This is a genomic window from Chitinophaga sp., assembly GCF_039596455.1.
Classification (GTDB): domain Bacteria; phylum Bacteroidota; class Bacteroidia; order Chitinophagales; family Chitinophagaceae; genus Chitinophaga.
Window position 1 is genome coordinate 113655 of sequence record NZ_JBCNJR010000009.1, and the last position, 15254, is coordinate 128908.

Consider the following 15254-nt stretch of genomic DNA (forward strand, 5'->3'; position numbering starts at 1 on the left):
TAGTTGTCATTCCCCCGGCGTACACACCCCGTCATCGCAAACGGCGCCCGGCGCTGCATCTGCCGGCCGGCTTTCTTCCCATACTTTCTGCAGCGTCTGTTCAAACACGCTGACCGGTTGCGCGCCGGAAACGGCATATTTGCGGTCAAACACAAAAAACGGAACGCCCCTGATGCCGATGGCCTGGGCTTCGGCTTCATCCGCCCGCACTTCCTTCGTATAGGCGTCTGAGTCAAAAATGCCGGAAGCGTCTATGCCGGCGGCTGCGGCAATGGCCTGCAGCGTTTCAGGCCGGCCTATGTGTTTGCCTTCCGTGAAGTAGGCGGTAAACAGCAGCTCTTCCACTTCGTTCTGTTTGCCGTGCTGCGCGGCCAGTTGTATAAGCCGGTGGGCGTTGAAGGTGTTGGTAGGTTTCACATTATCAAAGTGGAACTGTATGCCGGCCGCGGCGCCGGAGGCTTCCACGCGCGCTGTGCTCATTTTGGCCTGCTCTACAGACATGCCGTATTTTTGGGCCAGCAGCTCATACTGGTCCTCTTCATAATCCTGCTGCGCACGCGGGTCCAGCTCAAAGCTGTGCCAGGTCACTTCCACGTTTTCCCCGTGAGGGAATTTCTCCAGCGCAGCCTCCAGGTGGCGCTTGCCAATATAACAGAAGGGGCACGCCACATCTGACCAGATATCTATCTTCATTCGTCTGCAATTAAGCTGCAAATTTACGCTTTTTATCCCTTATAGCGGCTGAAGGAGAACAGCGCCGCATCCGGGTGCTTTTTGCCCTGTACAAGCCGGCAAACAATTTCCGCGGCCACCTGGCTGAAGGTGATGCCATTGCCGCCGAAGCCCAGCGCAAAATAAGTGTGGGGCATGCGCGGGTATTCGCCAATGTAGGGCAGGCCATCTTGCGTGCTGCCGAAGGTGCCCGTCCAGCTGAATTCTGCGTGGAAGGGGATATGCGGGAACCTGCGCCGCACGTCTTGCTCCAGCTGGCGGGTTTTGGTTTTCAGCAGCTTGTCCCGGCGGGCGGGATTGTAAAACTTTTCGTCGCGGCCGCCGGCCAGGATGCGGTGGTCTGTCGTAACGCGCATGTACAGGTAGGGATCTTTGGTTTCCCAGATCAGGCAGTTCTCGTACCAGGGCATGGCCGTTTCACTGTGCTCGCCCGCTATAGCGTAGGTGGAGCGCAGGTTGACGATCTTTTCCCGGATGTACTGCAGGGATTCGTAGCCGGTAGCTATTATGATGTTGCGGGTACGCACGGTATGGCCGGTGGCGGTGGTGAGCACCGCGCCTTTTTTGTGGCATTGGATGTCTGTAACCAGCGTTCTGTCATACACCTGCGCGCCTTTTTTGATGTTGTAGCGGTGCAGGCCGTGGGTGAGCAGGTAGGCGTCTGTTTGCGCGCCGGTGCGGGAATAGATGGCGCCGGGCGCATCAAAACCGATGGTATGTTTCACCGTGTCTGCATCCCAGAGCAGCACGTCAAGCCCCATGGCGCGCCGCGCCTTGTGTTCCGCTTCTATCAGCGGCAGGTGTTTTTGCCAGGAGGCCAGGTAAAGGCTGGGTCTCATTTCAAAAGGCACGCCAGGCAGGCGTTTGCTGATACCCGCCAGCGTGGAGATGGAGTCTGCGCAAAGCCGGTAGGCGCGTTCCGCTCCCACGCGCCCAATTTTTTGCATGAGCCTGGTCAGCGGTATGTCTATTTCATATTGCAGCAGGGAAGTGCTGGCAAGGGTGCTGCCAAGGCCCACCGTGCGCGCGTCCAGCACCACGCAGTCTATGCCCGCCTGCACCAGCGCATGGGCGGTGAGCGCGCCGGATATGCCGCCGCCAATAACGGTAACGGTTGTACGGAGGTCACGGTCCAGCTTTGGATAATCATTGGGCAGGCCGTATTTTACCAATGAATAGGGGTAGCCTGATTGCAGGTCCATACGCACAGGTGGTTTTAATTGTCCGGAAACGGACGGGCATTGTACTGAAATGGACAATCGTTTAGTTATAATAAACTGATTGCCAGTTAATTGACAGGTGGTACGATTTTTAACCTGCCTTTATATCAACACAAAACGCATACCCAATGTTCCGTAATCACTTCAAAATAGCGCTGCGCCACCTCTGGAAGTACCGTTCCTATACGGCCATCAACCTGGCCGGGCTGGCCATTGGCCTGGCCGCGTGCTGGGTCATTCTGCTGTATGTGGGGAATGAATGGAGTTACGACCGGTTTCACCGGCAGGCCAACCGTATTTACCGCGCCGCGGTATTGGCCTCCTGGCCGGGCAGCAACCTGCAGCTGGCGGTATCTTCCGCGCCTATGGGGCCTATTCTGGAGCGGGACTATCCCGAAGTAGCTGGTTACGTCCGCGTACAGGCCGAAGGCGGCGGTTTGCTTACGGCCAACAGTAAAAGCCTGCAAACGGATGCGGCCATTTTTGCGGACAGCACTTTCTTCAGCATATTCAGTTTCCCTTTACTGGCCGGCAACCCCGCCACCGTGCTGGCAGCGCCGGATGCGGTGGTGGTGTCTGAATCCCTGGCCCGCCGGTTTTTCGGTACGCCGGAGGCTGCCCTGGGCCAGCAGGTAACCTGGGATTTGCAAAAGGCCAATACCATTACCGGCGTCATGAAAGACGTGCCCGCCAACTCGCACCTGCAGTTTGAGGCCGTGCGCTCCCTGCCCGCCAATTTTACGGACGGCCTGCAGAACTTTAACCTGTATACCTACCTGCTGCTGAAGCCCGGCGCCAGCATTGCCACGCTGAACAACCGCCTGCGTGATTTCTATGAGCGGTATATGAAGGCGGAAATGGGAGGAGGGATCGATTTCCGGCTGGAGCTGCAGCCGCTGCCGCATATCCACCTGCGTTCCGCGCTCAGTTATGAGGCGGGCGTTAACGGCAGCCTGCGCAATACCTACCTGTACGGCATGGTGGCAGTGCTCATCCTGCTCATTGCCTGCATCAATTATATGAACATTTCCACCGCCCGCTCCGCCGTAAGAGTAAAAGAAATTGGCGTGCGCAAGTCGCTCGGCTCCGTACGGCAGCAGGTGGCGGCGCTTTTCCTGACGGAATCTGTGATGCTCACCTTGCTGGCCGCCGTACTGGCTACTATATTGACATCACTGGTGCTGCCGTACTTCAATGCCATGGCCGGCACTTCTTTGTCTCTCTGGCAATACGGTGTGGGGTATACGGTCAGCGCGCTGCTGGCCTTTGCATTGCTGGCCGGTTTGCTGGCGGGTTCCTATCCTGCCTTCTTCATGTCTGGCTTCAAAACGGTGAATGCGCTCAAAGGCAGGCTGGGCAGCCGCTTTGGTAATGCATCATTCCGGAAGGCGCTGGTATCTTTCCAGTTCACCATTGCCATTATACTCATCGCGGTGTCTATTGTATGCTGGCTGCAGATGCGGTTCATGCAGCAGAAAGACCTGGGTTTTCAGAAAGACCAGGTGCTCACGTTCCACCTGCACAGCGAGGCCATGCGCAACAGCGTGGCGGCCATCAAGGCGGAGCTGAAAAAGAGCCCCTACATCGAAAACGTAGCCTCTTCCAGCAACCCCATTGGCCGCAACAACATCGGCTCCAACGGTTTCAAGGCGGAGAAAGACGGGAAGTTTGAAGTAGCCTCGCTCATCACGCAGAACTTTAAGGTAGATGAGGACTTTATACCCACCATGGGCCTGCAGCTCCTGGCGGGGCGCAATTTCACGCATGCAGACCGTTATACCGGCATGCTGGTGAATGAGACCATGGTGAAGGAAATGGGCCTGCAAAACCCCGTGGGCAAACGTGTGCAGTTCACGGCAGATACTGTTAGAGAACGCCGCATCATTGGCGTGGTGAAAGACTTCCATATCTATTCCCTCCAGCACAAGATAGCGCCCGTTGCGCTCATGATGCCGCCCACGCCTTCCTGGGAAGATAACCTGTATGTGCGCCTGCAGAAAGGCCGCATCCCCGAAGGGCTGCAGCACATTGAGAAAGTATATGCGCAGTTTGAAAAGAACTACCCGCTGGAAGTGCATTTTACGGACGATGACTTTGCGCGGCAATACCATTCGGAGCAAACACAGGGCCGCGTATTCCTGGTATTTACAGCGCTGGCCATCTTTATAGCCTGCCTGGGCCTGTTCGGGCTGGCCGCTTTCACGGCAGAGCAACGTACCAAGGAAATAGGCATCCGCAAGGTGCTGGGGGCTTCCGTGGCCAATATCACCGGCATGCTTTCGCGCGATTTCCTGAAGCTGGTGCTGCTTTCCGCCATACTGGCCATTCCCCTGGCCTGGTGGGTGATGGGTATGTGGCTGGAAGACTTTGCCTACCGCATTTCCCTCAACTGGTGGATGTTTGCGGTGGCCGGAGCGCTGGCCTTGCTGGTGGCCCTGGCCACCGTAGGGTACCAGGCGTTGCGGGCCGCGCTGGCCAACCCTGCCGGCAGCCTGCGGGCTGAATAATCCTTATTTTTACAGGGTTATGCTCATCAAGGAACGTCACCTGCAAGGCATATTGCAGGGCAAAATAACGCTGGCCTTCCGCAAATGGAACAGGCCTACGGTCAAGGCAGGCGGCCGGCTCACTACCAAGGCCGGCGTGCTGGCCATTGACGCGGTAGAGGTGGTAACCGCCCGCAGCATCACGGAAGAAGAGGCCCGGCAATCCGGCTTCCCGTCTAAAGCCGCCCTGCTGGCAGAGCTGGCCAAACACGCCGGGGAAAAGCTCTACCGCATCCGGCTGCGCTACGCCGGGGAAGACCCCCGCATTGCCCTCCGCGAAAACAGCGAGGTGTCTGACCAGGAAACCGCCGCCATTCTCAAAAAGCTGCAAAACATAGATGCCCGCAGCATTTACGGGCCGTGGACGAAAAAGGTGATGGGCCATATAGACCGCTATCCGCAGACCAAAGCGGGTGATATGGCCGTGGAAATGAACATGGACAAAGACTGGCTGAAGGTCAACATCCGCAAGCTCAAAGCCCTGGGCCTTACGGAAAGCCTGCACCCCGGTTACCGGCTGAGCCCGCGGGGAGAGGTGCTGCTGGCGGCTTTCAAGCGGCTGGGTTAGCGGGTGGCATCAAAGCCTCCCGGCGCCGCGTTTACTGCATCCCGCTGGCAGCCGCCGCCCCGCTTGTCATTTCCGGCTTTTTAAAACCGGATATTATCCCTAGTTTAGTCCGTTAACGCTAACAAAATCTTATTATGCCTGCACTACAGCGAAAAAAACAGTGGATAGCCATCCTGATGGGATGTATTTGCCTGCCTGCGGCCCTGTCTGCACAGGAGAGTGCCTCAAAGTTCAACGCCTACGAAGCCTTTAAGCCGATGTTCTATGAATCTGAAGGGAATGACATCCGCACGGCCAGCGGAAGGCCCGGTACCCGGTACTGGCAAAACGCGGCAGACTACAAGATAGATGTAACGTTCGATGATGTAAAGGAACATATCAGCGGTACCGTGCTCATCACCTACAAGAACAACAGCCCTGAAAACCTGCCTTTCCTCTGGCTGCAGCTGGACCAGAATATTTATAAGCCAGACTCCCGCGGTGCGGCCGTAACGCCGGTTACAGGCGGCCGCTGGGCTAACCGCAATTTTAACGGCGGGTATACCATTGGCGGCGTTTCCCTGCTCAGCGCGGGTAAAGAACAAACCGCCCGGCATGAAGTGATAGACACCCGCATGCGCATTGACCTGCCGCAGCCGTTGAAAGCCAACGGCGGCGTAGTACAGGTGAAAGTGAAGTTCGCGTTCAATATTCCGCAATACGGAACAGACAGGATGGGCATTCTGCCTACCAAAAACGGCAAGGTATTCGAAATAGCGCAGTGGTACCCCCGCATGTGCGTGTTTGATAACGTGCTGGGCTGGAATACGCTGCCATACCTGGGCCAGGGAGAATTTTACCTGGAATACGGGGATATTGAATACTCCATCAACGCGCCTGCCAACCATATTGTAGTAGGCTCCGGCCTGCTGCTCAACCCGGCGGAAGTGCTCACCCCGCAGCAGCTGCAACGGTACAAGCAGGCGCAGCAAAGTGATAAAACGGTGATGCTGCGGGATGTGAACGAAATAACGGACCCGGCTACACGCCCGCGCAAGGAGCGCCTCACCTGGAAGTTCAAATGCACCAACACCCGTGATGTGGCCTGGGCTTCCTCCGCCGCTTTTGTATGGGACGCGGCCCGCATCAACCTGCCCGCCGGCAAAAAAGCGCTGGCTATGAGCGCATATCCTGAAGAAAGCGCGGGAGACTCCGCCTGGCGCCGCTCTACAGAGTTTGTGAAAGGCTGCATTGAGCATTACTCCGAAAAATGGTACCCCTATACTTACCCGGTAGCGGTGAACGTGGCGGGCATTGTAGGCGGTATGGAATACCCCGGCATTGTGTTCTGCTCCGCCCGCTCCCAGAAGGCCGGCCTCTGGGGCGTTACCAACCACGAGTTTGGCCACAACTGGTTCCCTATGATCGTAGGCAGCAACGAAAGGAGTTTTGCCTGGATGGACGAAGGTTTCAACACCTTCATCAACGGCCTGGCAGATAAAGCCTTCAATAACGGCGAGTTTGACCGCAAAAACCGCGACCGCCACGCCATGAGCCGCACCATGTTTTACGACTCCGCCAGCGCCATCATGCACCGCGCAGACGTGATCCAGAACCGGAGCCTGGGCATACTGGCCTATTACAAGCCCGCTATGGGCCTTGACCTCCTGCGGGAAGAAGTATTGGGGGAAGAACGGTTTGACAAGGCTTTCCGGTATTACATAGACAACTGGGCCTTCAAACACCCCACGCAGTGGGACTTCTTCCGCGCCATGGAAAACGCCAGCGGCGAAAGCCTGGACTGGTTCTGGCGCGGCTGGATCATCAACAACTGGAAGGTAGACATGGCCGCACGGGGTGTTACCTACGCCAATGACACCACCGCTATTGTAACCGTGGAATGCATTGAACAGCTGCCCATGCCGCTGACGGTAGAGATCAAAACCACAGACGGGAAATCAGACCGCGTACAGCTGCCGGTAGAAGTATGGCAAAACGGCGGCGTGAAGCAGTTCAGGCATGCCCTGCCCGCCGGCGTCAAAATAGAAAGCGTAACGGCAGACCCGGACAAGCGCCTGCCAGACGTGAACAGCACCAATAATACATGGAACAGGCCGGCGTAGGTACAGCCTTCACTGCATGTTTATAATCCGCTTTACAGCTATATCATTTCCTCCGGCCGCCCTCTTGCTGATGCCCGCAACCAGGCGGCCGGGCTTTTTAAATTCCACGCCCTTCCGGGCCTTTTTTTGCGCCTTTATGGCAATTTGCAGGATAGCGTGAGGTGGACGGGACAGGGCCGGAATAAAGCCTTAAACAGGCGTTTTTCATCAACGGCCGGCAAACCTGCTGACATCCTCCTGCCATCCTTCGGTGATCCTTCGGTGTTGTTCGGTGGCAGTACGGGTTTGAGGGTGTTTAACCGAAGGTTGACCGAAGGATCACCGAAGGATGGCCGAAGCTTGTCAGGTTGATAATATATGTACATTTTTGTGAAGTGATATAACAATTAAATAATACTAAAAAGGACTGCTGTCAATACCGGAAGCAGCCCTTTTTTAGTGATATATCCACCTAAATTGTTATATTCACCACACACCCACGTCCAAATTCCATGTTAAGAAGTTGCATACTGGTTTTGTTGCTGCTTTTCCTGCTGCGGTTTACCTATGCGCAGCAGCAGCCTGTACAATTTTCAGGCCTCAACATCCACACGGGCCTCTCCAATAACCAGGTGAACTGTATTCATAAAGACGCCAAAGGTTTTCTCTGGTTCGGCACCATGAGCGGCCTTAACCGGTACGATGGCAGCAACTTCAGGGTGTTCAGGCACAGCCTCTCGGATTCTCTTTCCCTCAGTGACGATTACATCACGCATATTTTTTCCCTGCCGGATAACCGCCTGTTCATCAAAACCCGTAATGGAGACAATCTTTATGACCCGGTAAAGGAACAGTTCTCCAACGCCGCTCCCTGGCTGCAGGCCGCCGGCATGCCCGCTTTGGGCGTCAGCAGCGTGCTGAAGGCGGGCAGCAGTTGCTGGGTAGCCTATGCAGACTCCGGGCTATACCGCATGGAGGCCGATGGCCGCGCGCGGCGCATTCCGTTACCGGGCGGCGAAGCGTCTGTAGCGGATATGAAAATGTACGGCGCGGATTTCCTGTACGTGCTGCTCTACAACGGCGGCCTGCTGAAGCTGGACGCACGCACGGGCCATATTGTTCAGAACACCGGCGTGCTGCGGAAGTATGTTACCGCGCGCCCGCTCACGCTGCAGCTGTTTGTAGATGCGGCAAAAGAGCTGTGGGTGTACATGCCGGGCATAGACTTCGGGGTGATGTACCTCAACCCGCAGACCAATGTGGTCAAACACGTGTCCCGCCGCCAGGGCATTCTCAACAATGATATTGTGAACAGCGTGATACAGGATGAGCATGGCACCATGTGGATTGGTACAGACCATGGCGGCATCAACCTGGTGAACAAACATGATTTTTCTTCCACCTTCCTCACCAACCAGCCGGATGATGTAAAGAGCGTAGCGGAAAACGCCATATACGCGCTCTACCGGGACGATCAGGGCATCATCTGGTGCGGCACCTACAAGAGAGGCATCAGCTACTATGCGGAAAACAAAATGAAATTTACCCTCTACCGCAACAAGCAGGCGGGGAAAGGGCCGGGGTTGAGCTATAACGATATCAACTGTTTTGCGGAAGATAAAAAAGGCAACATCTGGATTGGCACCAACGGCGGCGGGCTCATCTACTTTGACCGCCAGGCGGGCACGTTCCGCCAGTTCAAACATAACCCTGCGGATGACAACAGTCCTGGTAATGACGTGATCATCAGCCTCTATGTAGACAACTGGGACAACCTCTGGATAGGGTATTACTTCGGCGGCCTGGATTATTACAACCACAGCCGCTTCAACCACTACCGCCATTCCGAGCAAGATCCCAACAGCCTGTCTAATAAAACGGTCTGGAAAATTTACCGCGACAAGCGGAACAACCTCTGGGTAGGCACCCTGGGCGGCGGGCTGGACAGGTTTGACCCCGGCAACGGCATCTTTTATCACAACAATATCAGCCTGCCCAATTCTGTACACTCCAACTTCATCAGCGCCCTGGCCGAAAGCCCCAACGGCGATCTCTGGATTGCCACGGCTTATGGAATAGATATTATGGACAAGGAGAAGGGCACTTTCACGCACCTGCTGCACAGCACGCATAACCTCAGCAATGATAACGTGACTTCGCTGCATTGTGACAGTCGCGGTAACATGTGGGCCGGCACGCGGGAAGGGCTGAACGTGTACAACGCCAAAACCGGCACTTTCCGTTCTTTCCGTATTGAAGACGGGCTGCCTGACAACAATATCAACAGCATACTGGAAGACAATAACCGCCAGTTATGGGTGAGCACTTCCAACGGCCTGAGCCGCATCACCGTAGAGCAAGACCATAACGGCATTCACATCCATTGCCGGAATTATGATGAAGATGACGGCCTGCAGGGGCGGGCCTTCAACGTCAGCGCCGGCTTCCGGCTGCGCTCCGGCGAGCTGCTGTTTGGCGGGGCAGACGGCTTCAATATTTTCAACCCGGCAGACATGCGGCAGAACCAGCATGAGCCGGTGCTGGTGTTCACCGGCCTGCACATCTCCAACAAACCCGTGACGGTAGGCGAGAAGCGGCAGAACCATGTGGTATTGCCCGCGGCGCTGCCGGAAACCCCGGCCATCACCCTGCGGCATAACGAGAACGATTTTGCCATAGACTTTGCCGCCCTCAATTTCATCAACACCCATAAGAACCGCTACGCTTACCAGCTGAAAGGTTTTAATAAGGACTGGGTGACCACGGACGGTAAAACCCGCCGCATTGCCTACACCAATATCAACCCGGGGGAATACGTGCTGCACCTCAAGGCCGCTAATGAAGACGGGGTATGGAACGAGGAAGGCATTTCCCTGCGCATCCGCATACTGCCGCCGTTCTGGAAAACCACCTGGGCGTACCTGCTGTACGCGGTGGCCGCGGTGGCGCTGCTGCTGTTTGCCCGCAAGATGACCATCAACCGCGCTCACCGCCGCTTTGCGCTGCAGCAGGAGCGGAGGGAGGCGCAGCGCCTGCATGAGCTTGACATGATGAAGATCAAGCTGCTCACCAATGTGAGCCACGAGTTCAGAACGCCCGTATCGCTCATTTTATCTCCCATAGAAGAAATGATCAAACAGGCGAGAGACCCCGATGAGAAGCAGCGCTTCCAGCTGATACGCCGCAACGCCCGCCGCCTGCTGAACCTGGTGAACCAGCTGATGGACTTCCGGAAAATGGAGATGCAGGAGCTGAAGCCGGCGCCCGCGCCCGGAGACCTGATGGCCTTTGTGCAGGAAACGGCAGACTCCTTTACAGACCTGGCGGAACGCAAGGGGGTGGCCTTCAGCTATCATACCAACTGCACCCGGCTGCCCGCGCTGTTTGACCATGACAAGATGGAGCGCATCCTTTTCAACCTGCTGTCTAACGCATTCAAATTCACGCCGGAAGGCGGCTCCGTCAGCGTAACGGCCAACGTGGCCGGCCAGTGGCTGGATGTCAGCATACAGGATACCGGCATTGGCATACCCGAAGAGCGGCAGGAAACGATATTCGAGCGTTATTTCCAGCTGCACAATCCCGGCACTTTTGTGAGCCATGGCAGCGGCATCGGGCTGGCCATTACCAAGGAGTTCGTGAAGCTTTGCAACGGAACCATTACCGTGTACAGCAAGGAGAACGAAGGCACCACTTTCAGCCTGCGCTTCCCGGTGGTGAGGGCCGGGGCGGAGGGCCTTGCGGCCGGTAATAATGACGGCGCGGAAGCGCTCCGGCGCGCCGCTTTGGGCCGGCCGGCGCCTGGCGGTACACATGAGGCGTTGCATGGCGCCGGAGATGTGGTTTCGGGCGCGGCGGCCTCGTATACGGAAGCCCCTATGGAGGATAACCACCGCGCCGCCGCCCGCCCGGCAGACAAACGGAAACGGAAAAAACAGAGCATCCTGCTGGTGGAAGACAATGACGATTTCCGTTTCTACCTCAAAGACAACCTCAAGGAATGGTATGATATTATAGAGGCCGCCAACGGCGCCGAAGGCTGGCAGAAAACCCTGGCCCGGTTGCCGGACCTGGTGGTGAGCGATATAGACATGCCGCTGATGGACGGGCTGGAATTGTGTAAGAAGATCAATGCCGATGCCCGTACCCGCCAGATACCTGTTATACTGCTCACCGCCATGGCGGCGGAAGATGCGCAGCTGAAAGGCCTGGAAACCGGCGCGGCAGACTATATGGTGAAACCCTTCAACTTCGAGATCATGCTTTCCCGCGTGCGCAACCTGCTGGCCAGGCAGGCGCCCGTGCAGCTGGTGATACCCCGGCCGGAGGCCGCGCAGGAGGCGGCGCTTACCGCAGATGACAAGTTCATGCGCCGCGCCCTCGAAATTGTGGAAAAACACCTGTCAGACGCCGGCTTCTCCGTAGAAATGCTCAGCCGGGAGCTGTGCATGAACCGGGTATCTGTATACAAACGCATTTTTGCCCTCACGGGGCATTCACCCATAGAATTTATACGCACCGTGCGCCTGCAGCATGCCGCCCGGCTGCTGAGCCAAACGGAAATGAATATCACCGAGGTGGCGTACGAGGTGGGCTTCAACAACCCCAAGTACTTTGCCCGGTATTTCAAGATAGCCTATCATATGCTGCCTTCGGCCTATGCTTCGGCCATGCGGAAGTAGCCAGGTCAGAATGCAGCACCATGGCCATTCTTCCCCCTGTCAGGCAACAAATGATACCCCTCAAATAAACATTTGATCTATAGCGGGCAACATTCTGTCCGTGATAATAAACATACTCCGCCCCGGAATATGAGCGCCTGTACCTAGCTTTAGCCACTATGAAATAACAACCAAAGTCGTCACTCAAAATTCCAGATTCCACTCAAAAACTAATTTCTACGTATGAAAAAAAACAGTTTTGCAGTAAGACTATGCCTGGTATTATGGGCCATGGTCTGCACCTGGCTGGCCACGCAGCCGGTGTATGCACAAAACGCCACGTCTACGGCCAGAAAGATCACCGGCACCGTTACGGACCAGGCTACCGGCAGGCCGGTGGCAGGGGCTACCGTAGTTGTCAGGGGCTCCACCAATGCGGTGGTATCAGATGCCAGCGGCAACTTCAGCATTCCTGCTGAAACGGGGCAGGTGATCGGTATCTCCTTTATCGGCTATGCCAGCCGCGAGCTGAAAGTAGGCAGCTCCAACGTCATGAACGTAAGCCTGGAAACAGACTACCGCATCCTCAATGATGTGGTGGTGGTAGGCTACGGCAAGATGAAAAAAACAGACCAGAGCAGCGCCCAGGTATCTATCACCTCGGCAGACATCAACAGAACGGTAAATACCACTATAGACCAGGCCATCCAGGGCCGTGCGGCCGGTGTGTACGTTACCCAGAACTCCGGGCAGCCCGGCGGCGGCCTCTCCGTGGTGATACGCGGGGTGAACACCCTGAGCGGCACCAATGAGCCGCTGTATGTTATAGACGGGGTGCAGATACAGCCGGCCACCGTTTCTTACGGCAATACCAGCTCTGTGAACCCCCTGGCCGGCATCAATCCCTCGGATATAGAATCTGTGGAGATACTGCAGGGCCCTTCCGCCACCGCGGTGTACGGCTCCCGCGCCACCAACGGGGTAGTGCTGGTGACCACTAAAAGAGGCAAGGCCGGGCAGCTGAAGATCGGGTATAATTATTTATACTCCCTGCAAGACAAGCCGGACAACCTGCCTACCATGTCTCTCCAGCAGTTTGCCATCATGAACAATGAAATTGCGGCCATCCTCAACCGCACGCCCACGGCCGAGTTTGCCAACCCCTCCGTGCTGGGCGCGGGCACCAACTGGCAGGATGCGCTGTTCAAGACCGCCCCCCTGCAAAAACACCAGCTCTCCATGAGCGGCGGCAACAATAATACCACCTACTACCTGGGCGGCGAGTATTTTGACCAGGAAGGGGTGGCCATCGGCTCCAACTTCGAGCGTTATTCTTTCCGCCTGAACCTCGATAACCAGGCGTTCAAATGGCTGAAGCTCAGCACCTCGCTCAACTTTTACCAGACCAAGGAAAAGCTGGCCTCCACCAGTGAAGACGTGATCCGCAACGCCATCAACCTGGCCCCCAATATTCCCGTAAAGAACCCTGACGGCAGCTGGGGCGGCGCCACGGAAAACGAGTACGGCAGCAATGCCAAGTTTGCGCCGCTGAACCCCGTGGCCATTGCCAACCTGGTGAGCAATAACCTGAAAAGAACGGGCGGCCTGGGCGGCATTTCCGCAGATGTGAACATCATTAAAGGCCTGGTGTTCCGCACCAGCTTCAACGGCAATTTTGAGTATGCGGACGGCAGCAAGTTCACCCCCACTTACCGCCTCGGTTTCAATGCCAATGAAAAGGCCAGCCTGAGCATTACCAGTAACCGCAATTTTTACTGGAACCTCAACGAGCTGCTGCAATACAATACGGACATCGGCAAACACAGCATTGGCGTAATGGCCAGCCATGAGGCGCAGGCCTGGAACTACCAGAACTTCTCCGCTACCCGCGTAGGTTTTGCCAGCAACGAGATACCTTCCATCAACCTGGGGGATGCGCTGGGGCAAACCACGGGCAGCTCCAAGGGCTCCGGCGCGCTGGAATCCTGGCTGGGCCGCATCAATTATTCTTATGACAATAAATACATCCTGCAGCTGGCCGGCCGGGCAGACGGCTCCTCCAACTTCGGGCCTGAGAACAAATGGGGGTATTTCCCTTCCGTATCGGCCGCCTGGCGTATTTCAGAAGAGCCGTTCATGCGCGGCCTCACTTTTATCAGTGACCTGAAACTGCGCGCGGAATACGGTACCACCGGCAACAACGGCAGCGGCGGGGCGCAGTACTCCGCCCTCAACTCCGTTACCACGCCCTGGGGCGCGGGCTTCCGCACGGGGCAGTATGGCAACGCCGGGCTGAAATGGGAATCTACCGAAACGCAGAACATTGGCCTGAACGTGAGCCTGTTCAAAGACAGGGTGCAGCTGGAAGGAGATTATTACATCCGTAAAACGGACAACCTGCTGATGCCGAACCCGCTGCCGGCTTACATGGGCACGCAGGGAGAAGGAGGCATCAACCCGCCCATCGTGAACATCGGCGCCATGGAGAACAGGGGCTTCGGCATCACTGTCAACACGGTGAATATCGATAACAGGAACGGCTTCACCTGGCGCAGCAACCTCAACGTCTCCTCCTTCAAAACCAAGATCACGAAGTTCTACTCAGACGCCGCCTTTCTTTCCCGCTCCGCCTGGTATATGGACAACTTCACTTCCCGCTCCGCCCTCGGGCAGGCGCCCTGGATGTTCTGGGGCTACATAGCGGAAGGTATTTTCCAGTCTGAAGAAGAGATCAACAAAAGCGCCATTCCCGCGCAGGCAGACGGCTCCCGCCTGCCGGTGAACAAAGATGCGGGCGTCTGGACAGGAGATATCAGGTACCGCGACCTGAATGGAGATAACATCATAGACTCCCGCGACCAGACCTTCATCGGCAACCCCTGGCCCAAGCTCACCTTCGGTTTTACCAACACCTTTGCCTACAAAGGCTTTGACCTGAGCATACTGGTTACCGGGGCGCAGGGGAACGATATTTTCAATTACCTGGCCTACACCAACACGCAGCCCAATAACATCAACCTGGGCCGCAACCTGCTGCGGGACGCCTTTAACTATGCCCGCGTAACGGCAGACGGCAAGCTGGAAAACCCCGGTACCACCGTACCCCGCATTGTAGGCAGCGACATCAACGGCAACGGCAACCGCTTCACCAATCTTTTTGTGGAAGACGGTTCCTACATCCGCATCAAAAACGTACAGCTGGGTTACAACATCCCCGGCGCCCTGCTGCGCAAACAGAACGTGGTGAAGGGCGTGCGGCTCACCGTAGGGGCGCAGAACCTTTTCACTTTCACGAAGTACAAAGGTTTTGACCCTGAGGTGGGCGCCTACCTCGGCAAGGAAGTGCAGCTCAACAGCCAGCTCATAGCGGTAGACGCCGGGCGCTACCCGCTCACGCGTTTGTACACGGCCAGCATTGGCGTTGATTTTTAATGCAGAAAATATTA

At 56.4% G+C, this 15254-nt stretch carries 7 protein-coding genes; 5 read left to right on the top strand and 2 right to left on the bottom strand.

Annotation, left to right across the window (positions count from 1 at the left end; genetic code table 11):
• Window positions 1-6 precede the first annotated feature (6 nt).
• Together ABDW36_RS22560 and ABDW36_RS22565 are read right to left on the bottom strand one after the other, a co-directional pair.
• The gene (locus ABDW36_RS22560) at window positions 7-693 is read right to left on the bottom strand and encodes a DsbA family oxidoreductase (RefSeq protein WP_343704195.1); all 687 of its coding nucleotides are present in this window, start codon (window positions 691-693) and stop codon (window positions 7-9) included.
• Window positions 694-725: 32 nt separating this feature from the next.
• Window positions 726-1934 carry an FAD-dependent oxidoreductase gene (locus ABDW36_RS22565; RefSeq protein WP_343704196.1) on the bottom strand — a complete coding sequence of 403 codons (1209 nt, stop codon included), beginning with the start codon at window positions 1932-1934 and terminating at the stop codon, window positions 726-728.
• A 146-nt stretch (window positions 1935-2080) separates the two neighbouring features.
• On the opposite strand from ABDW36_RS22565, the gene ABDW36_RS22570 reads away from it, so the two are divergent.
• From ABDW36_RS22570 to ABDW36_RS22590, 5 genes are all read left to right on the top strand, one after another.
• On the top strand, window positions 2081-4459 hold the full coding sequence (locus ABDW36_RS22570; protein WP_343704197.1) for an ABC transporter permease: 2379 nt from the start codon (window positions 2081-2083) through the stop codon (window positions 4457-4459).
• Window positions 4460-4478: 19 nt separating this feature from the next.
• A complete protein-coding gene (locus ABDW36_RS22575; protein WP_343704198.1) occupies window positions 4479-5066 on the top strand; it encodes a hypothetical protein in 588 nt (195 codons plus the stop codon).
• A gap of 134 nt (window positions 5067-5200) precedes the next feature.
• Window positions 5201-7168 (top strand): M1 family metallopeptidase, encoded by a 1968-nt coding sequence (locus tag ABDW36_RS22580; protein ID WP_343704199.1) that lies wholly within the window; start codon window positions 5201-5203, stop codon window positions 7166-7168.
• A gap of 491 nt (window positions 7169-7659) precedes the next feature.
• On the top strand, window positions 7660-11829 hold the full coding sequence (locus tag ABDW36_RS22585; protein WP_343704200.1) for a two-component regulator propeller domain-containing protein: 4170 nt from the start codon (window positions 7660-7662) through the stop codon (window positions 11827-11829).
• 222 nt (window positions 11830-12051) lie between these two features.
• Window positions 12052-15240 carry a TonB-dependent receptor gene (locus tag ABDW36_RS22590; RefSeq protein WP_343704201.1) on the top strand — a complete coding sequence of 1063 codons (3189 nt, stop codon included), beginning with the start codon at window positions 12052-12054 and terminating at the stop codon, window positions 15238-15240.
• Window positions 15241-15254: the final 14 nt, after the last annotated feature.

Bases quoted from the DNA above. Each gene is read 5' to 3' on its own strand.
- ABDW36_RS22565 (WP_343704196.1), bottom strand. From the start codon at position 1,934: ATGGACCTGCAATCAGGCTACCCCTATTCATTGGTAAAATACGGCCTG.
- ABDW36_RS22585 (WP_343704200.1), top strand. From the start codon at position 7,660: ATGTTAAGAAGTTGCATACTGGTTTTGTTGCTGCTTTTCCTGCTGCGG.
- ABDW36_RS22560 (WP_343704195.1), bottom strand. From the start codon at position 693: ATGAAGATAGATATCTGGTCAGATGTGGCGTGCCCCTTCTGTTATATT.
- ABDW36_RS22590 (WP_343704201.1), top strand. From the start codon at position 12,052: ATGAAAAAAAACAGTTTTGCAGTAAGACTATGCCTGGTATTATGGGCC.
- ABDW36_RS22575 (WP_343704198.1), top strand. From the start codon at position 4,479: ATGCTCATCAAGGAACGTCACCTGCAAGGCATATTGCAGGGCAAAATA.
- ABDW36_RS22580 (WP_343704199.1), top strand. From the start codon at position 5,201: ATGCCTGCACTACAGCGAAAAAAACAGTGGATAGCCATCCTGATGGGA.
- ABDW36_RS22570 (WP_343704197.1), top strand. From the start codon at position 2,081: ATGTTCCGTAATCACTTCAAAATAGCGCTGCGCCACCTCTGGAAGTAC.